At 38.8% G+C, this 26,138-nt stretch carries 23 protein-coding genes; 17 read left to right on the forward strand and 6 right to left on the reverse strand.

Annotated elements, in window-relative coordinates; genetic code table 11:
- Positions 1 to 8: 8 nt before the first annotated feature.
- Positions 9 to 1,334, reverse strand: coding sequence for a dicarboxylate/amino acid:cation symporter (locus tag CRO15_RS09130; protein ID WP_097045484.1), 1,326 nt, complete (start codon positions 1,332 to 1,334; stop codon positions 9 to 11).
- Positions 1,335 to 1,392: 58 nt separating this feature from the next.
- Positions 1,393 to 2,457 (reverse strand): chorismate synthase, encoded by a 1,065-nt coding sequence (gene aroC, locus CRO15_RS09135; RefSeq protein ID WP_097045485.1) that lies wholly within the window; start codon positions 2,455 to 2,457, stop codon positions 1,393 to 1,395.
- A gap of 192 nt (positions 2,458 to 2,649) precedes the next feature.
- Between aroC and CRO15_RS09140 the strand changes: the two genes are divergently transcribed.
- Positions 2,650 to 3,567, forward strand: coding sequence for a UDP-2,3-diacylglucosamine diphosphatase (locus CRO15_RS09140; protein ID WP_097045486.1), 918 nt, complete (start codon positions 2,650 to 2,652; stop codon positions 3,565 to 3,567).
- Here CRO15_RS09140 and CRO15_RS09145 read toward each other — a convergent pair.
- Positions 3,538 to 6,450 carry an FAD-binding and (Fe-S)-binding domain-containing protein gene (locus tag CRO15_RS09145; protein WP_097045639.1) on the reverse strand — a complete coding sequence of 971 codons (2,913 nt, stop codon included), beginning with the start codon at positions 6,448 to 6,450 and terminating at the stop codon, positions 3,538 to 3,540. The genes CRO15_RS09140 and CRO15_RS09145 overlap by 30 nt on opposite strands.
- A gap of 86 nt (positions 6,451 to 6,536) precedes the next feature.
- On the opposite strand from CRO15_RS09145, the gene CRO15_RS09150 reads away from it, so the two are divergent.
- Entirely contained in the window at positions 6,537 to 7,031 is a 495-nt protein-coding gene (locus CRO15_RS09150; RefSeq protein ID WP_097045487.1) for a hypothetical protein, read from the forward strand.
- Positions 7,032 to 7,136: 105 nt separating this feature from the next.
- Positions 7,137 to 8,246 (forward strand): TlpA disulfide reductase family protein, encoded by a 1,110-nt coding sequence (locus CRO15_RS09155; protein WP_097045488.1) that lies wholly within the window; start codon positions 7,137 to 7,139, stop codon positions 8,244 to 8,246.
- Positions 8,247 to 8,312: 66 nt separating this feature from the next.
- Here the strand turns inward: CRO15_RS09155 and CRO15_RS09160 are convergent, their stop codons facing one another.
- Positions 8,313 to 8,963 (reverse strand): rhomboid family intramembrane serine protease, encoded by a 651-nt coding sequence (locus CRO15_RS09160; protein WP_097045489.1) that lies wholly within the window; start codon positions 8,961 to 8,963, stop codon positions 8,313 to 8,315.
- A gap of 53 nt (positions 8,964 to 9,016) precedes the next feature.
- On the opposite strand from CRO15_RS09160, the gene CRO15_RS09165 reads away from it, so the two are divergent.
- Positions 9,017 to 9,913, forward strand: a complete 897-nt coding sequence (locus CRO15_RS09165; protein ID WP_097045490.1) for a lysophospholipid acyltransferase family protein — start codon at positions 9,017 to 9,019, stop codon at positions 9,911 to 9,913.
- 48 nt (positions 9,914 to 9,961) lie between these two features.
- On the opposite strand, the gene CRO15_RS09170 is transcribed toward CRO15_RS09165, so the two are convergent.
- The gene (locus CRO15_RS09170; protein WP_097045491.1) at positions 9,962 to 11,029 is read right to left on the reverse strand and encodes a LacI family DNA-binding transcriptional regulator; all 1,068 of its coding nucleotides are present in this window, start codon (positions 11,027 to 11,029) and stop codon (positions 9,962 to 9,964) included.
- Between the two features lie 127 nt (positions 11,030 to 11,156).
- Here CRO15_RS09170 and CRO15_RS09175 point away from each other — a divergent pair, with 127 nt between their 5' ends.
- The 13 genes from CRO15_RS09175 to CRO15_RS09235 all read left to right on the forward strand — a co-directional run bounded on the left by CRO15_RS09175 (position 11,157) and on the right by CRO15_RS09235 (position 24,742).
- Complete coding sequence (locus tag CRO15_RS09175; RefSeq protein WP_097045492.1) at positions 11,157 to 11,975, forward strand: SDR family oxidoreductase; 819 nt, start codon at positions 11,157 to 11,159, stop codon at positions 11,973 to 11,975.
- A gap of 11 nt (positions 11,976 to 11,986) precedes the next feature.
- Complete coding sequence (gene uxuA, locus CRO15_RS09180; RefSeq protein WP_097045640.1) at positions 11,987 to 13,183, forward strand: mannonate dehydratase; 1,197 nt, start codon at positions 11,987 to 11,989, stop codon at positions 13,181 to 13,183.
- Entirely contained in the window at positions 13,177 to 14,589 is a 1,413-nt protein-coding gene (gene uxaC / locus CRO15_RS09185) for a glucuronate isomerase (RefSeq protein WP_097045493.1), read from the forward strand. The genes uxuA and uxaC overlap by 7 nt, the downstream gene beginning before the upstream one ends.
- A gap of 8 nt (positions 14,590 to 14,597) precedes the next feature.
- Entirely contained in the window at positions 14,598 to 15,638 is a 1,041-nt protein-coding gene (locus CRO15_RS09190) for a sugar kinase (RefSeq protein WP_097045494.1), read from the forward strand.
- Between the two features lie 10 nt (positions 15,639 to 15,648).
- Entirely contained in the window at positions 15,649 to 16,317 is a 669-nt protein-coding gene (locus CRO15_RS09195; RefSeq protein ID WP_097045641.1) for a bifunctional 4-hydroxy-2-oxoglutarate aldolase/2-dehydro-3-deoxy-phosphogluconate aldolase, read from the forward strand.
- A gap of 1 nt (position 16,318) precedes the next feature.
- Positions 16,319 to 17,302: a TRAP transporter substrate-binding protein gene (locus CRO15_RS09200; RefSeq protein ID WP_313788462.1), complete on the forward strand. Its 984-nt coding sequence runs from the start codon at positions 16,319 to 16,321 to the stop codon at positions 17,300 to 17,302.
- 1 nt (position 17,303) lies between these two features.
- Positions 17,304 to 17,768 carry a TRAP transporter small permease gene (locus CRO15_RS09205; protein WP_097045495.1) on the forward strand — a complete coding sequence of 155 codons (465 nt, stop codon included), beginning with the start codon at positions 17,304 to 17,306 and terminating at the stop codon, positions 17,766 to 17,768.
- On the forward strand, positions 17,768 to 19,072 hold the full coding sequence (locus CRO15_RS09210; RefSeq protein ID WP_097045496.1) for a TRAP transporter large permease: 1,305 nt from the start codon (positions 17,768 to 17,770) through the stop codon (positions 19,070 to 19,072). Before CRO15_RS09205 ends, CRO15_RS09210 begins: the two co-directional genes overlap by 1 nt.
- A 91-nt stretch (positions 19,073 to 19,163) precedes the next feature.
- Complete coding sequence (locus tag CRO15_RS09215) at positions 19,164 to 20,483, forward strand: 3-keto-disaccharide hydrolase (RefSeq protein WP_097045643.1); 1,320 nt, start codon at positions 19,164 to 19,166, stop codon at positions 20,481 to 20,483.
- 10 nt (positions 20,484 to 20,493) lie between these two features.
- Positions 20,494 to 21,825, forward strand: a complete 1,332-nt coding sequence (locus CRO15_RS09220; protein WP_097045497.1) for a Gfo/Idh/MocA family protein — start codon at positions 20,494 to 20,496, stop codon at positions 21,823 to 21,825.
- Positions 21,826 to 21,828: 3 nt separating this feature from the next.
- Positions 21,829 to 23,010: a Gfo/Idh/MocA family protein gene (locus CRO15_RS09225; RefSeq protein WP_097045498.1), complete on the forward strand. Its 1,182-nt coding sequence runs from the start codon at positions 21,829 to 21,831 to the stop codon at positions 23,008 to 23,010.
- A gap of 134 nt (positions 23,011 to 23,144) precedes the next feature.
- A complete protein-coding gene (locus CRO15_RS09230; protein WP_097045499.1) occupies positions 23,145 to 24,137 on the forward strand; it encodes a sterol desaturase family protein in 993 nt (330 codons plus the stop codon).
- Between the two features lie 68 nt (positions 24,138 to 24,205).
- Positions 24,206 to 24,742, forward strand: coding sequence for a YybH family protein (locus CRO15_RS09235; RefSeq protein WP_097045500.1), 537 nt, complete (start codon positions 24,206 to 24,208; stop codon positions 24,740 to 24,742).
- On the opposite strand, the gene glmM is transcribed toward CRO15_RS09235, so the two are convergent.
- On the reverse strand, positions 24,739 to 26,130 hold the full coding sequence (glmM, locus tag CRO15_RS09240; RefSeq protein WP_097045501.1) for a phosphoglucosamine mutase: 1,392 nt from the start codon (positions 26,128 to 26,130) through the stop codon (positions 24,739 to 24,741). The genes CRO15_RS09235 and glmM overlap by 4 nt on opposite strands.
- Positions 26,131 to 26,138 lie beyond the last annotated feature (8 nt).

Here is a 26,138-nt window from a genome sequence, read left to right on the forward strand (position 1 = left end):
TTAGTTGCTTATCTAACTTCGTCCAAATGGTCGTCCCATTCTTTTACATTAGGTTTCCCTAGTTTACCAGCAGATTTTGCCACTAGCATTGATACTGTTGCATCACCTGTGATATTTACTACAGTACGGAACATATCCAAAGGTCGATCCACAGCAAAAATCAATGCCAATCCTATAGCAAATTTCTCAGGAGGAAAACCTACAGACTCCAATACAATAACCAACATAACCATACCGGCACCAGGAACAGCTGCAGTACCTATTGATGCCAAAAGAGCAGTCAGAACAATGGTCAACTGCGCAGAAAGAGGCAAATCAAATGCTAATGCCTGTGCTATAAAAACAGCTGCCACGCCTTGATATAAACTTGTACCATCCATATTAATGGTGGCACCAACTGGCAATACAAAACTTGATACTTCTTTGTCCACTCCTATATGTTCCTCTACCCTCTCCATGGTTACTGGTAGTGTTGCTGCACTGGAGCTTGTAGAAAAGGCTAACAATTGTGCTGGACTCATTTCTTTAAGAAACCATAAAGGATTCTTTTTGGTAAAAACAGTTACCAAAATACAATAGAACACTACCATTAGCAGCAGCCCTAAAACTACTACCCCAGAATATTTTAATAAGGCAATCAGTAATTCTGGATCTCCCGATGAAACTACCACACTTGCCAAAAGCGCGAAAACAGCATAGGGAGCAACCAACATAATAAGGTCTACCATCTTTAGTACAACATCGTTTAAGGAATCAAAAAAGTCCTTAAGAGGCTTAGCCCTTTCTTCGCCAACCAATAATAATGATATTCCCAAAAAAATGGTGAAGAATATCACTTGTAACATCAATTTATTGTTGCTCATTGCCGCTACGGCATTATCAGGTACCATATCTTCCAAAAATTGAAGCGGGCCTGCCGATTTCTGTTGAGCAGCTGTTTCCAGTTTTGAGGTTACTTCGCTATCCGTAGCGTAAGTTTCTGTTAGTTTGTTTATAGTTTCTTCCGAAATCCCATCCCCTGGCTGTATTGCATTGACCAAAAGTAAGCCAATAACGATAGCCACTACCGTAGTACACATATATATACCTATTGTACGTAAACCAATATTTCGAAATTTGGAAATGTCCTTTAAGTCTGAAATACCTTTAATTAAAGAGGCCAGAATAAGGGGAATAGCAATCAGTTTGAGTAATTTGACAAAAATGGTGCCCAATGGTTTTATCCAGTTAGAAACAAAAGAAGCACCTCCATCGATCCCAGTCATTACAAATCCAAAGATTAGTCCAAGAAGCATTCCTATCAGAATCTTCCAATGCAATTCAAGTTTACGCATGTGCAGTTATTTAGGAAAGTAAGATACTATTTTGATAGGAAAATACCCTATTCAACCCTTAGATTTTATTGGAACGTGCCAAAATGGTATGGTCGGCAAGTACCAATGCTGCCATCGCCTCAACTATGGGAACGGCTCTGGGAACCACGCAGGGGTCATGTCTTCCCTTGCCTTGCGCGGCAACTTTTTCTCCTTCTTTATTAATGGTCTCGTAAGCTTGCAACACAGTTGCTACGGGTTTAAAAGCTACATTGAAATAGATATCCATCCCATTACTGATTCCTCCTTGAATCCCTCCACTGCGATTGGTTGTGGTGGTCCCATCATTGTTGTAAGCATCATTGTGCTCACTTCCTTTCATTTTAACTCCTTCAAAACCACTTCCATATTCAAAACCTTTAACAGCATTGATAGACAGCATAGCTTTGCCCAAATCGGCATGCAGTTTATCAAAAACAGGTTCTCCAAGACCAATAGGTACATTTTGGATAACGCAAGTAATCACACCACCTATGGTATCCCCTTCTTTCTTGATGGATTTGATATAGGCTTCCATTTTACCGGCCGTTTCCATATCTGGGCAGCGCACTGGATTGGATTCTATTTTTGTAAAATCAAGGTCTTGATACTTCTTTTCCAATTTCATATCACCAACCTGTGACACAAAGGCATTGATTTTTATTTTGCCCAAAAATTGTTTTGCAATGGCACCTGCAACTACTCTACTTGCGGTTTCCCGAGCAGAACTTCTACCACCTCCCCTATAATCTCTAAAACCGTATTTTTTATCATACACATAATCGGCATGTGATGGCCTATATGAATCCTTAATATGGGAATAATCTTTTGACTTTTGATTGGTGTTATGAATTGCAAATCCAATTGGAGTGCCTGTTGTTTTTCCTTCAAAAATACCGGAATAAAACTCAACGGTATCTGGTTCTTTGCGTTGGGTAACAATAGCAGATTGCCCAGGTTTTCTGCGGTTTAGTTCCGTTTGAATCTGATCTAGGTCCAGTTCCAATCCGGCCGGGCAGCCATCTATTACTCCTCCCAATGCCCTACCATGTGATTCTCCAAAAGATAAAAGCTTAAAAAGTTGTCCAAAAGTATTTCCTGCCATGTAGTAAAAATTCAATAAGCCCCAAAGGTAGAAGTTATTAATCGTTTTCAAAAACCAGCAGGCCAGTTAAGGTTTATATAACATATGGCAAAACCAATTGATGTTTTTTTAACGATATGCTCAAAAATTAATGATTTGAATTTCATGTTAAGTTTATTCTTACAGAGTTAATTTGTTTTCAAACCTAACACATTGAAAAAAAGGAAGATTGAACTGGCAGTAATCTCTGATGTACATCTTGGAACCTATGGTTGCCATGCCGACGAACTTATTGCCTACCTCAACAGTATTCAGCCTAAGAAATTGATACTAAACGGCGACATTATAGATATTTGGCAATTTAGCAAACGGTATTTCCCTTCTTCCCACCTAAAGGTGCTCAAAAAGATAATTGGCATGGCATCAAAAGGAACCGAAGTTTTATATGTTACTGGAAATCAAGACGAAATGCTTCGTAAGTTTAGTGATACTTCAATGGGAAATCTCAAAATTGTTGATAAGCTTGTATTAAATCTTGACGGTAAAAAAGCATGGATTTTTCATGGAGATGTGTTCGATGTTTCTATACAAAACGCAAAATGGTTGGCCAAACTTGGAGGTTATGGTTATGACCTCCTAATTTTAATGAACAGTTTTTTTAATTGGTGCCTGTCCAAAATGGGGCGTGAACGCTATTCACTTTCAAAACGCATAAAGAACGGCGTTAAAAGTGCTTTAAAATACATTAATGATTTTGAAAAGACGGCAGCGGACCTTGCTATTGAAAACGGGTATGATTATGTAATCTGTGGACATATCCATCAACCTAAAAAAGAACGCTACGAAAACAAAAATGGAAATTGCGTCTATTTGAATTCCGGGGATTGGGTGGAAAATTTAACTGCTCTTGAATATTCTTTCAAACGTTGGAAAATATACCATTATAACCATGACCGGCTATCTCCTTTCTTTGTTGATGAAGATTTAAAGGAAATGGATATGAACGATTTGATTGCCTCAATAACTGATGTCAACCTTGAACCTGAAACGGAAGATATTATTGAAGAGCACACAAAACTTATTGAAGTTGAGGAAAAAGATTTAGACAATCAAGGCCTGGCGCAAAATTGAAACAGGATGCTGCGCATTCCTATCCGTACCATCCTTAATTTGATGTCGGCAACTTGTTCCGTTTGCTGAAATTATCGTATCTGTAGAACTTTTCCGTACCGTTGGGAACAATTTGAGTTCCCCAACCTGCATACTAGTGCTGTAATGTTCTTTTTCATATCCGAAGGAACCAGCCATACCGCAACATCCCGAAGGGATTATGGTAACTTTGTAGTTTTTGGGAAGATTCAATATGTCAAAAGTTACTTTTTGATTGGACAATGCTTTTTGATGACAATGGTTATGGATTTTCACCTCTTTTTCCTCTTGCGTAAAGCTTTCTGAACCGATATGCCCTTTTTCAATTTCAGAGGCCAAAAATTCTTCAATCAATAATGATTTAGAAGCCAACTGGTCCACTTTTTCTGTATTGGAAGAAAGTCTTTTGTACTCATCCCTAAAAGATAGAATCGCGGAAGGCTCAAGCCCCACTATAGGAATATCCTGCTCCAAGATTCCTTCCAATTTGAAAATATTCTCTGCAACAAGCTTCTTTGCCTGTTTCAAATAACCTTTGGAGATAAAAGTTCGTCCACTTTCGGCATAAAACAGTTGTACATCATACCCTAATATATTGAGCAATTCAATGGCATCTTTGCCCACTTCAATATCTAAGTACTGGGTGAACTCATCAATATATAAAACAACCCGTCCAGCTGAAGCTTTGGATTTCGGCTGTATTGCCTTAAGATGTTTTCCAAAATCAAACTTGTGAACTTTAGGAAAGCTACGCTCTTTAGCAATACCAGATGCTGATTTAAGCCACCCACCAAGAACTTTGGATTTGTAGACAGCATTGGTGAGTCCGGAAACCTGGCTCCCCAGCTTATTGAACTTTGTATTATAAGCAAATAGTTTACTTCGCAAGGAATACCCGTTCGATTCTTGGAATTGATATAAGAACTCTGCTTTTAACGCAGCTACATCTACATTACTGGGGCACTCACTTGCACAGGCTTTACAGCTTAAGCAAAGATCAAAGACCTCTTTTAATTCTTTTTGGTCAAAACGGTTGGGTTTTTCTGAATTAGTCAAAAATTCCCGAAGAGCATTGGCCCTTCCTCGTGTAGTATCCTTTTCATTTTTGGTAGCATGGTAGCTTGGGCACATGCCACCAGACATGTTATGGCTTTTTCTACAATCTCCACTACCATTACATTTTTCAGCTGCTTTTAGGATTCCTTCGCTATCCGAAAAATCCATCAAGGTTTTTACTTCTGGTTCTTCCCTATCCACTTCATAACGTAAGGATTCATCCATTGGAAATGCATCCACAATTTTTCCTGGATTAAAAATATTGTTGGGGTCAAATAAAGTTTTTACCCGCTTTAGCAGCTCATAATTAGCTTCACCAATCATTAATGGGATAAATTCTGCCCTTACAATACCATCTCCATGTTCTCCACTAAAACTTCCTTTGTATTTTTTGGTCAGTTTAGCTACATCAGTTGTGATTGCGCGGAATAGAGCAACGTCTGAAGATTTTTTCAAGTTAAGGATAGGTCTCAGGTGCAACTCCCCTGCCCCGGCATGGGCATAATACACGGCTTCTTGATCATATCCTTTCATGATTTGGGAGAATTCAAGGATAAAATCCTTCAAATCTTCTAAAGCAACAGCTGTATCCTCAATACAGGCCACTGCTTTTCGGTCCCCTACCATATTTCCCAACAGCCCCAGTCCTGCTTTTCGTAGTTCAATGGCCTTATTGATATCATTTCCTTTTAAAACGGGGTTTGCATAGCTTAAACCAGATGTTTTAATGGTATTGAGTAATTCGGTCAATTGTTTTTCAAGTTCTTCTTCCGTATGGGCTTTTACTTCCAGCATCAAAATTCCGGCAGGATCCCCGTCAACAAAAAACCTATTGGCCAATTGTGCCCTATTATTTTTTGTACAGTCTAAAATCACCTTGTCCATCATCTCACATGTATGTAAGCTATGCTTCATAACGGGAGCTACATCACTTAAACAATCTTCCAAGGTTTTATAATGTGTGGCCACCATTGCAGACAACGGAGGTGGAAGGTCATCTAATTGTAAAGTAATTTCCGTGGTAAATGCCAAGGTGCCTTCACTTCCCGAAAGAAGTTCACACAGGTTGAAATCATTATCAGAATCACCAATAACTTTGTTTTTCAAAAGTTCGTCAACAGCATATCCAGTATTTCTTCTATGAATGCTTGCCTTTGGAAATTCTTCTTCAATATTTTTAATGTTTTCTTCATTGGAAAGCTCTTTTTCCAAAGTGGAATAGATTTTCCCCTCCAATGAGTTTTGCGATTTTTTGGATTGAAATGCTTCTTTGTCCAAATCACAAAAATAAGCTTCACTACCATCAGAAAGAATACAATTCATTGCAACAACCTTGTCCCTCGTAACTCCATATTGAATAGAAGTGGTTCCTGAAGAATTATTACCTACCATTCCCCCAATCATACACCGGTTGGAAGTAGATGTATTTGGCCCAAAGAAAAGACCAAAAGGTTTTAAATGCTGATTGAGCTCATCCCTGACCACACCGGGTTGTACCTTAACTTGCTTCCTCTTTTCATCCAACTCCAAAATCTCTGTAAAATGTTTGGAGACATCTACTACAATGCCATCACCAACACATTGCCCGGCCAAAGAAGTTCCAGCAGTTCTGGGAATCAATCCTACTCCATTTTTATTGGCAAAAGCTACCAAAATCTTGATATCCTCCTTATTTTTAGGGTAAGTAACAGCGGTTGGTGTCTTACGGTATACAGATGCATCTGTGGCATAAAGTGCCTTACTTAAATCATCTGCCAATACTTCACCTTGTAGTTCTTTGGAAAGGTTTTTTAAAAGAGATTTATCCACAATGGAACAATTTTTGGTCGTCAAAATAGTTTATGATCAAGAAGCTTTGCAAAGCTATCTTTAATTTTTAACTAAACGAGAAACTTATGAGGATTACCACATTATTTAGTGTTGTTTTTTTGTTCACAACAATTGCAATGACCGGACAGGATATTTCAGAACATGCACTAGGGCTTAGATTGGGTGATAGTGACGGTTTTGGAGCCGAAATTTCTTATCAAAAATCCATTGGCCGATATAACCGTGCAGAATTTAACCTTGGATGGCGGGATAGCCGGAATTTTGATGCTTTTAAACTTGCAGGGGTCTACCAATGGGTTCACCAATTGGATGGAAATTTTAATTGGTATTATGGCGTTGGTGGCGGACTGGGAAGTGTAGATTTTGCAACCACTCCAAATGGAGACAATGACGACGGACTGTTTGTTTTTGCCGCTGGGGACATAGGGGTTGAATATGATTTTGATATTCCTTTGTTGCTTTCTCTGGATTTTAGACCAGAAATTGGTTTATTGGGTTATGATGGATTCGATAATGGGTTTGACTTTGACATTGCCCTAGGTATACGTTACCAGTTCTAAAACAAAACTCAACCTCTTTGAAAACCCTTTGTATTCAATCATTGAATGCAAAGGGTTTTTATATGCCATAAGTAATGAATATCTTAGCGACTTAAATAATTAACAATGAAAAAAATATTTGTAGTCGTTTTAGGGGTGTTGTTTTTAGCATCGTGTAATTCCAAATCTGAAGGGTTTACCATAAATGGAACCGTTAGAGGTGATTTGGAGAATGGCACACAGGTTTTTCTAAAAACCATTGACTCCCTAAACAGATATATAGAGATTGACACTACAAAGGTTGAAAATGGCAACTTTACCTTCACTGGAACACAGGTAGAACCTAAACTCCATTATATCGCTATTGAATCTGGACAACAACTTATTCCCTTTTTCTTAGAAAATGGAGAGATCAGCCTAAAATTTCAAAAAGATAGTTTAAACCATGCCAAATTGAAAGGTACGCTTCAAAACGACCTATTCATGAACTTTCTTGACGAGTCCAGAAAACTACAGGAAAGACACAGTTCAATGACACGTGATATGCGCAGTGCTGCGCAACAACGTGACACGGCTACGGCAACAGCTCTACGAGAAGAGTTTATGGAGTTTCAAGAAGAAGCAAAAAGTTACAATGTTGATTTTGTAAAAGAAAATCCAAACGCTTTAATTTCTGTACTCATTCTTGGCGACCTTCTTCAAAACAGAGTAGTCTCAGAAGATGAAGTAAAAGAACTTTTTGAGGCATTATCGCCCGAGATGAAACAGTCTACTCCCGGTAAACGTATTAAGAAATTTCTTGATCAGTTAAAAAATGTAGAAATCGGAGGAGTGGCTCCTGAATTTTCCGCCCCAACACCAAATGGGGACCTTCTTGCTTTGAGCGATGTAAAAGGAAAGTTGACCCTCATTGATTTTTGGGCTGCTTGGTGCAGACCATGTAGGGCAGAAAACCCAAATATTGTATCCGTTTACAACAAATATCACGACAAAGGATTCAATGTTATTGGGGTTTCTTTAGATTCTAGAGCAGAAGATTGGACAAATGCTATTGAAGCGGACGGTTTGACATGGAACCATATTTCCAATTTGAAGCGTTTTCAAGACCCTATTGCACAAATGTATAGCATAAATGCAATTCCTGCTGCATTCCTTATAGATGAGAATGGGGTTATTGTAGCTAAAAATTTACGTGGTCCTGCCTTGGAGCAAAAAGTAGCCGAATTGCTCAACTAAAAAACATCCCTTTTATTTAGAAAGCCCGAGAACAAAACTCGGGTTTTTTTGTGCTAGTTTTTCATATTATATCTTTCCCATTTTCTCTAGAATAAGAAGCAGAACAATTGGAATGGCCAATAAGATAACAATCATGGTATCTGTAACAAAAAGGTCTGGCTTAAACAGTAAAGTGGTAACGTATCCCCCAATTGCACCCCCAAAATGAGCAGTGTGGCCAATATTCCCCAACCTACTCTTCATACCGTAAATAGAATACAACAAATAAGCTATCCCCAATACATATGCGGGCAATGGTATAGGAATGAACATAATACCAAGCTGCATATCAGGGTGTAGCAGAATAGCCGCGTACAAAATTCCGGTAACGGCACCACTTGCCCCTACGGCACTATAATAGGGTTCATTTTTATGAAAGAAAAGGGCCAAAAGACTACCACCAACAAGACTTATAAAATAAATAATGAGAAATTTTGGAGCTCCAAACCAACTGATAACAACATTGGCAAAGAAATAGAGCGTAAACATATTAAAGAACAGGTGGGAAATATCCACATGCAAAAAGCCAGAAGTAACAGTTCTTTCCCTTTGTCCGGCCTTTATTCCACCAATACTGAACTTATATCTTTCAAAAAAAGCTGAATCATTAAATCCTCTTAATGAGACTAAAACATTGGCTGCAATAATGGCAATGGTAGCAGCATGCAAATTGAACATACACTTTAAGATTTGGAATCAAATATAGCTATATTTGCCCACAAGAATTACGTATGCAGTTAGCCGCTTTTATTTTTGCTTATCCAATCCTCTGGTTAATTTCCAAACTCCCATTTAAGTTACTTTATTTACTTTCAGATGGTATATATGTATTGTTGTACCATATAATTGGTTACCGCAAAAAAGTGGTCAGAAATAACCTTGCATTGGCATTTCCTAAAAAATCCGATGCGGAGCGACAACAAATTGAAAAAAAATTCTACAAACATCTTTCCGATATGTTTCTGGAGATGGCCAAAACTCTTGGAATCAGTGACAAACAAATGAAGAAAAGATATGTTTTCACTAATGTTGAGGAAATTCAAACCCTCGAGAACAAAGGCAAAAATGTAATGATAATGATGCCGCACTATGCAAGTTGGGAATGGGTTTTCAATTTAAATTCATATGTCAAAGCAAAAGCATATGCCATCTATCAACCAATTCAAAATAAATATTTTGACAAATTGGTGAGGGACATACGAAGTAAATATGGCACAACACTGATCAGAACAAATGAAAGTCGACAAATAATTAAAGATGCCAAAGAAAGTGGCGAATTAATTACCGTTGGCATTATCAGCGATCAATCGCCCATGCTACATAGGGCCCGACATTGGACAAAATTCATGAACATTATGGTTCCTATTCATGTTGGCGGTGAAGAGCTTTGTAAACAACATGACATTGTTCCTGTTTATCTTAAGGTTCAAAAATTAAAACGAGGACATTATCAAGCTACGTTCAAAGTACTAACGGAAAATCCGGGAGAAGTGGACGGGTATAAAATTTCGGAAGCTTTTTTGCAGGAAGTTGAAAAGTCTATTTATGAAGCTCCTGAGTACTATTTTTGGACGCACAAAAGGTGGAAGCACAAAGATAAGGTCCCAAAGGAATTTCAAAACAACTAAGAACCACATATAACTTGGGGAATAGCATCTCTGGCAGTTTCAATGTGATTACAAGAAAATTGTATGCTGTTTTTCTTGATATACAGGTATGTTTTCTTTCGTAACAATTTCAATTGAAGACAAAATCTCCGTTTGAGGTATTTCGTTATACAACAATAACTTGGAAAGGCTACTTATAGCTCTATATCCTTGTTGAAACGGCTTTTGAGAAATCAAAAAAGTAATTTTCTCATCCATGAGTGCATGCAGGTTAGGCTCAGTGGTGTCAAAACCAATCAAGAACGGTATTTTTGCCCTGAACCCACTAACATGGTCTGCAATTGTATAAGATCTACTGTTAGGTACAAAAATCCCTTTTATTTTAGGCTCTTCCTTTAATAAATTAAAGATGATGGCTTTTACCTTCTCAGTATCCCAAAAATCCACTATCTCAATGGAGTGATTGGTGTTTTTAAGATGTTTTTCCTTAAAGTAGGTATCAAAACCTTTAATTCGCTGTTCAATATTATTGAAATTGGACAAATCTGGTCTGGAATGAACAGTTAGGATGTGATCATTTTCCTTCAAGCACAATTGCATTAGTTTTCCGGCTAGATAACCACTTTTATAGGAATCTTGCCCTATGAAAGAAAGATTATTGTATCCCTCCAGAGCTATATTCAAAAAAACATATGGTATATTCTCCTGTACCAGAATATTGGTAAGCTCCTTAGTTTCCTTCTTAAAGGTTGGTACCAAGACAACTCCTTGTGGATTTGCTTTGAGCAGCTCTCCAAAAGAATCAATATAGGTTTTTGGGTTCTTCTGGTCAAAATAAAAAGTTTCTACTGCCACACCAAAACTCCTAACCTCTTCCTTGGCTTTTTGAATTCCTTCTAAAGGCGACCTCCAAAACGGATTCTCTTCATCATAGCCAGGCATAAGAACAGCAATTGTATACTTTTTTTTCATTGCCAATGATTGGGCTATTCTGTTTACCTTAAAATTATGTTCTTTTAAAATGACTCTTATACGTTCTGCCGTTTTTTCAGAAACACCTTCCCTATTGTGTATCACTCTATCTACAGTGCCCGGTGACACCTTGGCCAATTTTGCTATTTCTTTTATTGTAATCATAGATTAAATACTGGCATCAATATACAACCTTAATAGATTTTTCGGCTTAACAATTTGTTTTGTCAAGAACGAATTTATATTTTTACCGTGTACGCACACGAAATTAATTATTATCAGTAATAACTGGATGACAAAACAAATCTTCGACCTTACAAACAAGGTAGCTATAATTACAGGTGGAACTGGTGTTCTTGGAAGTGCAGCAGCCTTAAGTTTATCCACTGCTGGGGTAAAATTGGCACTACTCACCACAAAAAAAAGCAATGGAACTAAACTTGAAAGCACAATAAGTTCTAATGGAGGAGAAGTAATTGTACTAGAAGGAAATGTACAATCTCAAATATCAATGGAAGAAGTAAAAGAGATTGTATTGAGAAAATTTGGTCGTGTTGATATTCTTTTGAATACAGCCGGAGGCAACATGCCAGGAGCTACAATAGGTCCTGACCAAACTATTTTTGATTTGAATATGGATGATTTTTCTAAAGTAACTGAGTTAAATTTAAATGGCACCGTTATCCCCTCTTTGGTGTTTGGCAAAGTGATGGCTGATCAAGGATGGGGCTCCATCATAAACTATTCCTCCATGGCAGTTCCCAGAGTACTGACAAGAGTGGCAGGTTATTCTGCTTCCAAAGCGGCCATGGAGAATTTTACCAGATGGATGGCTGTTGAAATGGCCACAAAATTCAGCAATAGAATAAGGGTTAATGCCATTGCACCAGGGTTTTTTATTGGAAACCAAAACAGAAAATTACTCCTTAATGCAGATGGTACTTACACCGAAAGGGGAGCTACAATTATAAAAAACACTCCTATGAAAAGGTTTGGGGAACCGGATGAGCTCAATGGCGCCTTGCATTTTCTTTGTAGTGATGCCTCTAAATTTGTGACGGGAGCTGTAATTCCTATTGATGGCGGGTTCAATATTTTTAGTGGAGTATGATGGAACCAAAAATGAAACAAACTTGGAGGTGGTATGGACCTGATGATCCAGTTTCCCTAGCTGACATTAAACAAACTGGGGCAACCGGAATAGTTTCAGCACTACATCATTTAAAAAATGGAGAGGTTTGGCCAGTCCAAGAAATTATCAAAAGAAGAAACGCTATAGAGTCCAAGGGATTGGAATGGACGGTTGTTGAATCCGTTCCGGTTCACGAAAACATTAAAACACAAAATGAAAACTTTGGTCAGTACATAGAAAATTATAAACAAACCATTCAGAATTTGGCAAGTTGCGGTATCCATGTGGTCTGTTACAATTTTATGCCCATTTTGGACTGGACACGAACCTCGTTGGATTATGAAATGCCTGATGGATCTAAAGCTCTGGTCTTTGAAAAGAATGTTTTTGCCGCTTTTGATCTCTATATTCTAGAAAGACCAGGGGCCGAAAGAGATTATTCGCTTGAAGAAAAATCCAAAGCAAAATCTGTTTTTGAGTTGATGGGTCACAAGGATATTATCAAACTTACCAAAAACATCATTTCTGGCTTGCCCGGTGCAGAGGAAGGATATTCGTTGGAAAGCTTTCAAACTGTTCTTGATACCTATAAAGAAATCTCAAAATCAAAATTACAAGAACACCTAGTTTATTTTCTTTCAGAAGTGGTACCCGTAGCCGAAGAAGTTGGCGTGTTACTTTGCGCGCATCCAGACGACCCACCCTACCCTATTCTTGGCTTACCAAGAATTTTGAGCACAGCCAATGACTACAAATATATCTTCAACAAGATTCCGTCCATACATAATGGTATTACTTTTTGTACAGGATCTTTGGGTGTTAGAGAAGATAATGACCTGTCAGAAATCTTTCAGCAATTTGCACACCGTGTTCATTTTCTTCATTTTAGAAATACAACACGTACCAAAGATGGAGATTTTTATGAAGCCAATCATTTGGAAGGCGATTCCAATATGTATGAAATGGTAAGACTGGTGCTTTTAGAACAACAAAAACGATTTAAAGAAGGGCGAAAAGATATTCAAATACCAATGCGGCCTGATCATGGACACCAAATGATAGATGATCTAAACAAAAAAACAAACCCGGGATATTCCTGTATTGGAAGATTAAGAGGGTTGGCAGAACTTAGGGGGCTTGAACTAGGCATATACAATCAATTGCAGTCAGAAAATAGAATATGCTAAAGAAACTTTCATTTATCAACGATAACTTTCTACTGCAAAACAGTTTTGCTGAAAAACTATATCATGAATATGCCAAAAATTTGCCTATAATAGATTACCACTGTCATCTTTCTCCAAAAGATATTGCAACCAATCGTGTTTTCAACAACATTACCGAAGCTTGGATTCATGGAGATCATTATAAATGGAGAGCTATGCGAACTGTAGGGACTCCCGAGGATTATATTACGGGAGATGCTTCCGACAAAGAGAAGTTCTCAGCTTGGGCCAAAACAGTTCCCCAAACCATCAGAAATCCATTGTACCATTGGACACATTTGGAATTAGCAAGGTATTTTGAGCTTTTTGATTTATTAAATGAGAACAATGCCCAAGCAATTTATAATTCGACTAGTGAATCGTTAAGGTCAGATGATTTTTCTTGTAGATCGCTGCTTTCTAAAATGAAAGTGGAAGTAGTTTGTACCACAGATGACCCATTGGATTCTTTGGAATACCATAAAAAAATGACAAATGAAGAGTCAGATTTATTTATGGGAACTTCTTTTAGACCGGACAAAGCCATTCATATTGGGTCAGAAAGTTTTAATAGCTACGTGAATGCGCTTGCTGAAGTGGCAAACCTGGAGATAAACTGCTATAATGATTTATGTGATGCATTGGCTAAGCGAATAGCATATTTTAATGCCAATGGTTGTACTTTATCAGATCATGGATTGGAAAATATCCCTTTTGAGATGGCTAGCCATATTCAAGTTTCGAACATTTTCATCAAAAAAAGAAGCGGGAAACAACTTGAAGATAAAGAAGTAAAACAATTTGCAACGGCCATACTCTTATTTCTTTCCGAAACCTATAATCAATATGGATGGGTACAACAATTCCATTTAGGCCCTTTGAGGAATAATAACTCGAGAATGCTGAAAGCTTTAGGTCCGGATACTGGCTGGGATTCCATTGGTGATTTCTCACAGGCTCGTAATTTGTCCCGTTTTTTGGATGCGCTGGATTCCAAGAACAAGCTGACAAAAACAATTTTATACAATTCCAATCCGGCAGACAATGAAGTCTTTGCGGCAATGGTGGGGAATTTTAACGATGGCTCAATCAAAGGGAAGGTACAGTATGGTTCCGGATGGTGGTTTTTGGATCAAAAAGATGGTATTACCATGCAATTGAACGCCTTATCTAACATAGGGCTCATTAGCTGTTTTGTTGGAATGTTGACTGATTCCCGTAGCTTTCTATCATTTCCAAGACACGAATATTTTAGACGTGTACTATGTAATCTGTTCGGGGAAGAAATTCAAAAAGGAGAGTTGCCAAATGATACAGAATTGATTGGGAAGATGATACGAGATATTTGTTACTTTAACGCAAAGGAATATTTCGATTTTAAAAACTGATGAAAACGATGAAAAAAGTAGTCACCTTTGGTGAAATTATGTTGCGGTTGTCCCCTCCGGGATTCTTACGATTCTCGCAGACCAACCAGTTCGATGTTGTATATGGCGGTGGGGAGTCCAATGTGGCCGTTTCCTTGGCAAATTATGGGATTCCTGTTGATTTTGTAACCCGTTTGCCAAAAAACGACCTAGGAGATTGTGCAAAGATGGAAGTGCGCAAACGTGGAGTCAATACGGAAAATATCATTTATGGTGGGGATAGATTGGGCATCTATTTTCTGGAGACCGGAGCGGTAAGCCGTGGAAGCAAAGTGGTATATGACAGGGCACATTCAGCAATTGCAGAAATAGCACCAGGAATGATCAATTGGGAAAAAGTATTCGACGGAGCGCAATGGTTCCATTGGACAGGGATTACACCCGCCATTTCCCAAGGTGCCGCCGATGCATGCCTGGAAGCTGTCAAAACTGCAAAAAAAATGGGCATTACAATATCCACTGACCTAAACTATCGCAAAAAGCTCTGGAAGTATGGTGGGGATAGGGAGGAAATAATGACAGAACTTACATCCTATTGTGATATCATTCTGGGTAATGAGGAAGATGCTGAAATGCATTTTGGCATAAAACCAAAGGGATTGGACATCACCACCCAGGGGCATGAGGTAAAGGCAGAGGCATTTTTGTCCGTGTGCAAACAGATGATGGAAAAATTTCCAAATGCAAAAAAAGTGATCACCACGTTGAGAGGCTCCATTTCGGCATCGCACAACACTTGGGCAGGAGTACTATATGATGGCAAGAAAATGTACGATACCCGTCAATACCAGATTACCCATATTGTAGATCGTGTAGGTGGTGGGGACTCCTTTATGGGCGGATTAATCTATGGATTGTTGACCTATCCGGGCGATGACCAAAATGCGCTGGATTTTGCGGTTGCTGCATCATGTCTAAAACATACTATAAAAGGCGATGCAAATTTGGTCACGGTCGAAGAGGTAGAAAAATTAATGGGAGGAGATGCCTCTGGCAGGGTCTCCAGATAAAAAGATAAAAATGGCACAATATTCAAGATTGGAAGTTGCAACAGTAATGAAGGAAACGGGAATGGTTCCCTTATTTTATCATTCTAATGTCTCCGTTGCAAAAAAAGTGCTCAAAGCATGTTATGACGGAGGAGCTAGATTGATGGAATTTACTGCGCGCGGCGATTTTGCCTTTGAGATATTTGGACAATTGGCAAAGTATGCACAAAGCGACTTACCGGGAATGATCTTGGGTGTGGGCTCGATTACTGATGCAGGCGCGGCTTCCTTGTTCATGCAATTGGGAGCCAATTTTGTGGTCACACCAATTTTTAGGGAAGATATTGCCAAGGTCTGTAACCGAAGAAAAGTGCTGTGGTCTCCCGGCTGTGGTTCGCTAACCGAGATTGCCCAAGCCGAGGAACATGGCTGTGAGGTAGTGAAACTGTTTCCAGGAGGTATTTATGGTCCGGACTTTGTAAAGGCCATTAAAGGCCCCTGTCCATGGACCAATGTTATGCCCACTGGTGGGGTTTCTCCAACCGAGGAAAATTTGTCCGCATGGTTCAATGCAGGAGTTTACTGTGTGGGAATGGGCTCCAAACTCATCTCAAAAGAAATCATAGCAAACCAAGATTATAAAGGCCTTCAAAAGAAAGTCTCGGAAACCATAAACCTAATAAAGAAATTGAGAGAATAAAATGATGGGTAAGAAGGCCAAATATCTCTTTCTAACAGTTTTTGCTTTCCTTTTATGGGGATGTAATAATATTGGAACCTCAAAGATCATTAAACTGGCGCATGGTTTGGATGTAAATCATTCTGTGCATAAAGCCTTGGTTAAAATGGGTGAAGATTTGGCCCAACTTTCCAAAGGAAAATTAACTGTTGAGATATATCCAAACCAACAATTGGGTACCGAAAGGCAGATTATGGAATTGTTACAAATTGGTAGTGTTGACATGACCAAGGTTTCTGCAGCAACCTTAGAGAATTTCGCGCCAAAAACCAAAGTTCTTGGCCTCCCTTACCTCTTTAGGAACAGAGAACATTCTTTTAAAGTATTTGATGGTCCTATAGGTCAAGAATTGTTAAATGATGGTAAAAAATATTGGCTGAAAGGACTTGGTTTCTATGATGCTGGTAGCAGAAGCTTTTACACCAAAGAAAAAGTGGTGGAACACCCAGATGATTTGAAAGGACAAAAAATACGGGTAATGCCAAGTGTGACAGCAATGGAAATGGTAAGAGGCTTTGGTGGTTCACCCACGCCAATTTCATGGGGAGAACTATATACTTCCTTACAGCAAGGAGTTGTTGATGGTGCAGAGAATAATCCTCCTAGTTTTTACCTATCCAAACACTATGAAATCTGTAAATATTATTCCCTTAATGAACATACCTTTTCTCCAGATGTAGTAATTGTAGGAACCCAATTTTGGGACCAACTAACCACAGAAGAGCAAAATTGGGTTCAAGAAGCAGTAAACGCATCAGTAACCTATCAAAGAGAACTATGGGCAATGGCCGAGGCCGAGGCATTGGAAGCCATTCAAAAATCAGGGGTAAAAATTATTAGACCCGATAAGGTTCCTTTTTCAAAAAGGACGGATAAATTATATGAGAAGTACCAAAGTGACAAGTCCCTTTATTCCCTTATTCAACAGATAAGAGCTGTAAAGTAAAATGAAAACAAGAAAAAACATAGATAGAGTATTGGGAGGTGCGTTAGTCATAATAATGTCTGCAATGGTTTTGAATGTGTTATGGCAAGTTTTTACCAGATTTGTTATAGGTACACCTAGCTCATTTACAGATGAACTTGCAAGATATCTGATGATTTGGGTTGGAATTCTTGGAGCAGCGTATACAGCTGGGAAGGATATGCATGTGGCCATTGATGTACTACCACAACGATTTAGCAAGGCTATTCAAAAAAAGTTATCCATTACTGTTAAAATTTTGGTGATTTTATTCGCCCTTTCGGCCATGGTAATAGGTGGAAGTAGATTGGTGTATGTTACTTACGTATTGGGACAATTGTCACCAGCTTTACAAATACCTCTGGCCTATGTTTATTTGGTACTTCCAATCAGTGGGCTTTTGGTTATATACTATAAGATTATGGACATTTTAAAACCAACAACTTAATGGAATACATACCCGTCTTAGTATTGATCATAAGTTTTATTGGTCTTTTGGCCATTGGCACTCCGGTTGCATGGAGTATTTCCATTTCAGCTTTGCTGACCATGCTTGTGAGTATTCCTTTTTTACCTGCAACAACAACATTGGCGCAAAGAATGGGAGCAGGATTAGACAGTTTTGCCCTTTTGGCCATACCTTTCTTTATCCTTGCAGGAAATTTAATGAACAAAGGAGGCATGGCGCATCGATTAATTGCGTTTGCAAAAACCTTGGTAGGCGCCCTTCCAGGTGGACTTGCATTGATTAATGTTGTTGCTGCCATGTTAATGGGAGCTATTGCAGGGTCAGCCATGGCATCGGCATCGGCCATGGGAAGCATCCTTGGACCGGAAATGGAAAAAGAAGGGTATTCCAAAGAATTCGGTGCTGCGGTCAACATTACATCGGCCACAACCGGTTTGGTGATTCCACCAAGCAACATACTTATTGTATATTCTTTGGCAAGTGGGGGCGTTTCAATCGCAGCCCTATTTTTGGCGGGATATATTCCTGGAATCTTAACTGGTCTCTTTTTGATGATAGTAGCCATGATTTGGGCCAAAAGAAAAGGGTTCACCGGTAAGACCAATAAAGGAAGTATTCGTTTTGCTCAGGTAGTAAAAACTTTTATCAGTGCTTTCCCAAGTTTATTACTCTTATTTATAGTCATTGGCGGAATTGTAGCGGGTGTTTTTACCGCTACAGAAGCTTCGGCAATTGCCGTTTTGTATTCTTTGGTTTTAGGTTTTATCTATAAGGAAATCTCATTTAAGAACTTGCCCAACATTCTATTGGATTCGTCTCTTACCACAGCCATTGTGATGTTACTTATTGCCACATCCATTGGAATGTCATGGGCAATGTCCTATGAGAATATACCACAGGCCACGAGTGATGTTTTATTGGGAATCAGCAACAATAAATTTATTGTTCTACTGATTATTAATATCATCTTGCTGTTTGTTGGGATTTTTATGGATATGACTCCTGCCGTTCTCATATTCACTCCTATTTTCTTGCCCGTAGTCTCCAAACTTGGTATAGACCCTGTACACTTTGGTATTATCATGGTGCTCAATCTCTGTATTGGACTATGCACACCTCCAGTTGGGTCTGTATTATTTGTAGGTGTTGGTGTTGCAAAAACTTCTATTCAGAAAGTGATAAAACCACTGGTGCCTCTTTTTTTGGCCATGGTTTTAGCACTGTTTTTAATAACCTATATCCCACAACTAACAATGTGGTTACCCAATTTATTTGATTTATAATAAACAGAACATGAATAATTTAAAATGTAGAAAAGTGAAGAACACGCAAAAGACCTCTTATTGGATACCGGTGATTTTGGTTTTGGCCATAATGGCCAGTTGCAACCAAAAACCAAAGGACGACACGCCTTGGATATCCATTTTTGATGGAGAAAGCCTTGATGGATGGACAGTAAAAGGCGGCAATGCTGAATACTCAGTAAGTGATGGGTCCATAGTTGGAAAAACAAAACATAATACCCCAAATACCTTCCTCACTTCTAATAAAATGTATGGTGATTTTATTTTAGATTTGGAATATTTAGTAGATTCTACAATGAATTCGGGCATTCAAATCCGAAGCAATAGTATTCCTGGCTATCATAACGGGCGCGTACACGGTTACCAAGTAGAGATTGATCCATCTGATCGTGCATGGAGTGCAGGAATCTACGATGAAGGCAGAAGAGGTTGGTTGAATCCATTATCCAAAAATGAAGCTGCTCAAAATGCATTCAAACAAAATGACTGGAACCACTATCGCATCGAAGCTATTGGTGATACCATCAAAACTTGGATCAATGGGGTTCCGGCAGCATACCTTATTGATGATGCCACTGCTTCCGGATTTATTGGCTTACAAGTGCATAGTATTAATAAAAAACGTAAAGCCGGAACTGAGATTCGGTGGAAAAATGTTCGTATTCTTACAGAGAATCTTGAAAAATATAGCACAGAATCTCCCTTACAACCAGTAATAACAAAAAATCATCTTACCGAACATGAAGAAAGTGATGGCTGGAAATTACTATGGGATGGTGAAACAACCAACGGATGGCGCGGTGCAAAACTAGCTCATTTTCCAGAAAATGGATGGGTTGTGGAAAACGGCGAGTTAACAGTCTTAGCTTCCGGAGGTGGAGAATCTGAAGCCGGTGGTGATATTGTCACTCAAGAGCAATATGATAATTTTGAGGTGAAACTTGAATTCAAGATCACGGAAGGAGCCAATAGCGGAATAAAATATTATGTAAATACTGATCTGAACAAAGGTGCCGGATCTTCCATTGGGCTAGAATTTCAGATTTTGGATGACGAGCGACATCCCGATGCGAAACAAGGCAGTCATGAGGGTAGTCGAACTTTAGCCTCACTATATGACCTTATTAAAGCAGACACAACCAAATATGTAAAACCCATCGGGGACTGGAATACTGCCCATATCATTTCAAATAACAATCATGTAGAACATAGGTTGAATGGGATAAAGGTATTGGAATATGAACGCAAAAGTGATGCATACAGGAAATTGGTATCTGAAAGTAAGTATGTAAAATGGCCTGGGTTCGGCGAAGCCGACAAAGGAAACATCTTGCTGCAAGATCATGGAGATAGAGTAGCCTTCAGAAATATTAAAATCAAACAACTTTAAACCTTACATCATGGGCACAAGAAGAAATTTCATCAAAAAAACAACTGCAGGTACAACTGGTTTGGCTTTGGGAGGGATATTACTGCCAAATACAGGTTTTGCCAGTATTTTGGGTGCGAATGACCGCCTAGGAGTTGCTGTTATTGGAGTTCGGAGCAGGGCAAAGGCGCATTGTATTGCAATCCATCAAGACCTTAATGCCAAAATTCTATACAACTGTGATGTGGATGATACCATAATTGAAGAACACAATACATGGTGCAGAAAAAACATTGGATATGTACCGAAAGTCGAAAAAGATTTCCGGAAAATACTGGAAGATAAAGATGTGGATGCGGTTTTTATAGCTACACCAGAGCACTGGCATGCCCCTATGTCCATTATGGCCATGCAAGCTGGAAAACACGTTTATGTTGAAAAACCATGTAGTCATAATCCCCATGAAAATGAAATGCTTGTTGCTGCCCAAAACAAGTATGGCAAAAAAGTGCAGATGGGAAACCAACAACGATCTGCAAGAACATCAGCTTCAGCCATAGAAGATATAAGAAATGGAGTCATTGGAGAGGTTTACAAAGGCGAAGCATATTATTCCAATAATAGAGGTTCCATAGGAAAAGGAAATGAAATTGGCATACCTAAAACCTTGGATTGGGAGCTTTGGCAAGGACCTGCGCCAAGAGAAAGTTATCGAGATAATGTCCACCCATATAATTGGCATTGGTTCCGTACCTGGGGAACTGGTGAGATTCATAATAATGGAACCCACGAAATTGATATTTGTCGTTGGGCGCTAGGAGTAGATTTACCCTCTACAGTAACTTCCTTTGGAGGAAAGTACACCTATGATGATGATTGGGAGTTTGTGGACAACCAGCAAGTGACTTATTCCTTCCCTGGAAACAAGTTTATTACCTGGACCGGCCATAGTAGGGGCATTATGAAACCGGAACGTCCTGGAAGAGGTGTAACCATATACGGAAGCAAAGGAAGCATTGAGTTGAGCAGGAATTTTTATAAATTATATGATCTTGCAGGCAATCCAATTAAATTGGAGTTTGAAAAAACGCAAAGCGCGACTACCAATACCCAAGGAATTGGAGGATTGGATGTAGATCATGTGGGCAACTTTTTTAACGCTATCCGAAAAGATGAATCTTTAAAAGCGGATATTAACGATGCCAGTATTTCTACAATGCTATGTCATTTAGGTAATATGGCCCAAGATGCGGGGCACTCATTGAAAATTGATTCAAAAACCGGAAAGGTACTCAATGATGACGCCATAATGAAAAAGAGTTGGAAAAGAGAATATGCAAAAGGTTGGGAGCCTAAACTTTAAGAAATGAAGCGAAGAGATTTTGTAACAAGCACTGGGATGGCCATTGCTGGAGTATCTGCAATGAATGCGGGAATGTTATATCCATCAAAGAATAATATCATTAATATTGGGGTTATTGGCACGGGTGATCGTGGAGGTGGATTAATTCCAATAATCAATAAAATTGAAGGATTAGAAGTAACTGCATGCTGTGATGTACTGCCTTTCAGATTGAAAAGCGCCATGGACAAGGTTGAAGGAAAGGCGAAGGCATACTCAGACTACAAAGTGCTTTTGGACGATAAAAATGTTGAAGCCGTTTTGATTGCGACCCCATTCAGTGAGCATTCCCAAATTGCAATGGATGCACTAGACTCGGGAAAACATGTATATTGTGAAAAGACCATGGTAAAGGGATATGATGCCATTAAAAATTTAGTCGGCAAGGCTTCAAAATCAAAACATATTTTCCAAACAGGGCATCAATACCACAGCTCAAGACTATACTCCCATGTAGTTGATTTAATTCAGAATGGAAAAATTGGAAAAATAACCGCAATTGAATGCCAATGGAACCGAAATGGAAATTGGCGTAGACCTGTTCCAAGCCCTGAACTTGAAAGAGCTATTAACTGGCGCATGTACAAGGAGTTTTCTGGAGGTTTGCTGGCTGAACTCTGCTCCCACCAATTGGATTTTTGTAATTGGGTATTGGATGCAGTTCCTACCAAAGTGGTAGGAGATGGAGGAATCGATTATTGGAAAGATGGGCGAGAAACCTTAGATAATGTTCATATGATCTATACCTATCCCAATGGGGTAAGAGCCAAATTCACTTGCCTTACCAGTAATTCAAAGGATGATTACCAGATCAAAGTTCTTGGAGACGAGGGTACTATTACCATTGATTATAAAAAGGCATGGTTCTATCCAGAGAAGAAGGAAAAATCTAAAGAAATGGGCGAAGTTGACGGCGTTTCTGGTGCTACTATTAACTGGAATCAAGACAAAGGTGTTCCCATTGAAGTTGAACATTTAGACCCTAGTAAACAGGCATTACTTGATTTTAAGGATAGTATTTTGAGCAACACCATGCCCAAATCCAACATCCTGAGTGGAGCAAAAGCTGCAATTTGTGTGCAAATGGGATTGGATGCGGTTCACAATGGGAATGTGATCCATTGGAAGAATGGGTTGCTTCAATAAGGTGCTTACTTTGGACATGCTAACTTGCTTAACTATAAAATGTTAGTTGGCAAAAATGACTTATTGATAAGCCGCAGAATGCTGTTTGTCTAAATTTTGCAAAGCCTAAGCTTTAAATTCCATATACTTCATCTATGGAAATCTTATCAATAGTATTAAACGAAATAACCGGGTTTTTAGGGATAACCCAAGCTTTGGAAATTCTAAAAAGTGGGGACTATGCAGCATTCAAAACTTATGATGGAATTGCATCACTCATATATCCCATAATTCCATTGTTACTTTTATTGGAATTAGTTGTTGGACTCGTTTATAAAAAACCACAGATTAAAGTCTACAAAGTAAATTTCCTTATTTATATTTTCAATCGGTTTGTTGGGCGCTTTATAGCTATAGCCATGGTAACGTTTTGCATTGGGGTCTTTAGCTCGTATGCCCTATTCAAAACAAGTAATACATGGTATTGGTTTATCTATGCCTACATTGTATGGGAATTGGGTCATTTTGTATACCATTATCTGGGGCATAAAGTACGTCTTTTTTGGTGCCTGCATTCCACGCACCATGCTCCAGAAGATATGAACCTATCAGTAACTCATGCTCACTTTTTTTTAGAAGCCCCCTATGCTGATACCATCAGAACAACCGTATGTATTCTCCTTGGAGTACAGCCAGAGCTTTTGTTCACTATAATGTTTATTGATGGAACCTATGGCGCCTTCATACACATTGGAGAAAATCTCATTAAAGATGCAAGGTTTGGGTTTTTGAATAAAATCATGCTAACCCCATCACATCATAGGGTGCACCATGCCAGAAACCCTTTGTATATGGATACCAATTTTTGTAACCTTTTGAACATATGGGACAAAGTGTTCAAGACTTATCAAGAAGAAGAAAAAAGTGTTCAAATAGAATATGGTATTACACGTGAAATGGATTCTGGGAATTTCATTGATGTCTACTTTGGTGAAGTCATAGCACTAGTAAAAGATGTTGCTAACGCTCCTGGTTTAATCAATAAATTCCGCTATTTAATAATGCCTCCCGGCTGGAGTCACACCGGAGATCACAAAACAGCAAAAGTTGTTCGGAGTGCCTATTTAAAAAATAGTTTGGGCATATAAACTTTTCTTAAAGTTGGTTTCAACAAGATGATTGTTTCATAAATTATCTCCAATTCAAAAATCAAAAAATGAAACATCTCTTTAAAATAACGCTGTTTTTGGTAGTAGGTTTTGTATCTGCCCAGCAAAATGAGCCCCCAAAAGAAATCATTGAATCCATCAAAACTGATATCTGGATTCCCTTTATGGAAGCCTATGCCGAATTGGATTCGGATAAATTAAAATCTATTCATACCAAAGATATAGTCAGAATTACTATAGATCAGAACGAAATTAAAACCGGAACAAGCTATTTAGAGCATTTTGGGGGCTTTCTAGACAATGTAAAACAACGTGGGGGTCAATTGGGTATCGCATTTGCCATTCTTTCCACAGCTATAGATGAAAGCCAAGATATTGCTTACCAAACAGGCTATTATCGATTTAGCTCAAAACGCAAAGATGATGAAAATTTGGTGCCTCGTGGCTACGGTTATTTCAACGTAGGCCTAAGAAAGGAAAACGGTACGTGGAAGTTATGGATGGATTCCGATAAAAGAACGGATATTTCCCATTCCGATTTCCACGAGGTGGACATCATCTATGACCTAAACAAACAGATTTAATTCAACCCAGCAACTTCTTTTATTTCACCAATAATTTTATCGGCCAAACTATCTGCTTCTGTTTGAGATTTTGCTTCGGTATACACCCTAATTATAGGTTCAGTATTTGATTTACGAAGGTGCACCCAATTCTCAGGAAAATCAATTTTCACCCCATCTATGGTTGATACTTGTTCATTTTTATATTTGTCATTCATGGCGCTCAACAATGCATCAACATCAAGGTCGGGAGTAAGTTGTATTTTCTTTTTACTCATGAAGTAGCTGGGATAGCTAGCTCTTAACTCTGCTACTGTGCCTCCTTTTTCAGACATCAACATTAAAAACAAGGCAGTTCCTACCAAAGCGTCCCTTCCATAATGACTCTCCGGATAAATGATCCCACCGTTGCCCTCTCCTCCTATTATGGCATTGTTGTTCTTCATTTTAGTGACCACGTTCACCTCTCCCACAGCCGCTGCATCATAAGTTCCCCCATGCTTTTCCGTAATATCACGAAGTGCTCTGGTAGAGGATAAATTTGAAACTGTGTTTCCTTTGGTCTTGCTTAGTACGTAATCCGCACAAGCCACCAAGGTGTACTCTTCCCCAAACATTTCACCATCATTGCTAATAAATGCCAATCGGTCTACGTCAGGATCTACCACAATACCAAAATCTGCTTGCTCCTTCACAACCAAATCACAGATATCTGCCAAATGTTCTTTTAGTGGCTCTGGGTTATGTGGAAAATGACCGGTAGGGTCACAATATAATTTTATCACTTCTACTCCCAATTCTTCCAATAGTTTTGGAATGGCAATTCCACCAGTGGAGTTGACACCATCAACAACCACTTTAAAACCAGCTTTTCTAATTACCTCTTTGTCAACAAGGGAAAGGTTCAATACTTCGTCTATATGTACATCGATATAGGAATCATTTTTGGTGATTTTCCCCAAATCGTCCACCTCTGCAAAATTAAAGTCTTCTTTTTCAGCTAATTCCAATATTATTGCACCTTGTTTTGCATCCAGAAACTCCCCACGTTCGTTCAACAATTTAAGTGCATTCCATTGTTTTGGATTATGACTAGCTGTTAGGATAATTCCGCCATCTGCTTTTTCCAAAGGAACCGCAATTTCCACTGTAGGAGTTGTGGAAAGGTCTAAATCAACCACATCAATTCCAAGTCCTACTAAAGTAGATACCACTAGGTTTTGAATCATTTCACCAGACAACCGAGCATCACGACCAATTACAACGGTCAAATCATCCTTTCCTGAATATTCTTTTAACCAAGTACCATATGCCGCTGCAAACTTTACAGCATCTATTGGGGTTAGATTATCGTTTGTAGTTCCTCCAATGGTTCCTCGTATCCCAGAAATCGATTTAATCAGTGTCATAATTGTTA

This window comes from Flagellimonas pacifica, assembly GCF_900215465.1.
Taxonomy (GTDB): domain Bacteria; phylum Bacteroidota; class Bacteroidia; order Flavobacteriales; family Flavobacteriaceae; genus Flagellimonas; species Flagellimonas pacifica.

Excerpts from the sequence above, each read along its gene's own strand:
- CRO15_RS09130 (WP_097045484.1), bottom strand. The coding sequence starts at position 1,334 with ATGCGTAAACTTGAATTGCATTGGAAGATTCTGATAGGAATGCTTCTT.
- aroC (WP_097045485.1), bottom strand. The coding sequence starts at position 2,457 with ATGGCAGGAAATACTTTTGGACAACTTTTTAAGCTTTTATCTTTTGGA.
- CRO15_RS09150 (WP_097045487.1), top strand. The coding sequence starts at position 6,537 with ATGAGGATTACCACATTATTTAGTGTTGTTTTTTTGTTCACAACAATT.
- CRO15_RS09155 (WP_097045488.1), top strand. The coding sequence starts at position 7,137 with ATGAAAAAAATATTTGTAGTCGTTTTAGGGGTGTTGTTTTTAGCATCG.
- CRO15_RS09160 (WP_097045489.1), bottom strand. The coding sequence starts at position 8,963 with ATGTTCAATTTGCATGCTGCTACCATTGCCATTATTGCAGCCAATGTT.
- CRO15_RS09165 (WP_097045490.1), top strand. The coding sequence starts at position 9,017 with ATGCAGTTAGCCGCTTTTATTTTTGCTTATCCAATCCTCTGGTTAATT.
- CRO15_RS09170 (WP_097045491.1), bottom strand. The coding sequence starts at position 11,029 with ATGATTACAATAAAAGAAATAGCAAAATTGGCCAAGGTGTCACCGGGC.
- CRO15_RS09175 (WP_097045492.1), top strand. The coding sequence starts at position 11,157 with ATGACAAAACAAATCTTCGACCTTACAAACAAGGTAGCTATAATTACA.
- uxuA (WP_097045640.1), top strand. The coding sequence starts at position 11,987 with ATGAAACAAACTTGGAGGTGGTATGGACCTGATGATCCAGTTTCCCTA.
- uxaC (WP_097045493.1), top strand. The coding sequence starts at position 13,177 with ATGCTAAAGAAACTTTCATTTATCAACGATAACTTTCTACTGCAAAAC.
- CRO15_RS09190 (WP_097045494.1), top strand. The coding sequence starts at position 14,598 with ATGAAAAAAGTAGTCACCTTTGGTGAAATTATGTTGCGGTTGTCCCCT.
- CRO15_RS09195 (WP_097045641.1), top strand. The coding sequence starts at position 15,649 with ATGGCACAATATTCAAGATTGGAAGTTGCAACAGTAATGAAGGAAACG.
- CRO15_RS09200 (WP_313788462.1), top strand. The coding sequence starts at position 16,319 with ATGATGGGTAAGAAGGCCAAATATCTCTTTCTAACAGTTTTTGCTTTC.
- CRO15_RS09205 (WP_097045495.1), top strand. The coding sequence starts at position 17,304 with ATGAAAACAAGAAAAAACATAGATAGAGTATTGGGAGGTGCGTTAGTC.
- CRO15_RS09210 (WP_097045496.1), top strand. The coding sequence starts at position 17,768 with ATGGAATACATACCCGTCTTAGTATTGATCATAAGTTTTATTGGTCTT.
- CRO15_RS09215 (WP_097045643.1), top strand. The coding sequence starts at position 19,164 with ATGGCCAGTTGCAACCAAAAACCAAAGGACGACACGCCTTGGATATCC.
- CRO15_RS09220 (WP_097045497.1), top strand. The coding sequence starts at position 20,494 with ATGGGCACAAGAAGAAATTTCATCAAAAAAACAACTGCAGGTACAACT.
- CRO15_RS09225 (WP_097045498.1), top strand. The coding sequence starts at position 21,829 with ATGAAGCGAAGAGATTTTGTAACAAGCACTGGGATGGCCATTGCTGGA.
- CRO15_RS09230 (WP_097045499.1), top strand. The coding sequence starts at position 23,145 with ATGGAAATCTTATCAATAGTATTAAACGAAATAACCGGGTTTTTAGGG.
- CRO15_RS09235 (WP_097045500.1), top strand. The coding sequence starts at position 24,206 with ATGAAACATCTCTTTAAAATAACGCTGTTTTTGGTAGTAGGTTTTGTA.
- glmM (WP_097045501.1), bottom strand. The coding sequence starts at position 26,130 with ATGACACTGATTAAATCGATTTCTGGGATACGAGGAACCATTGGAGGA.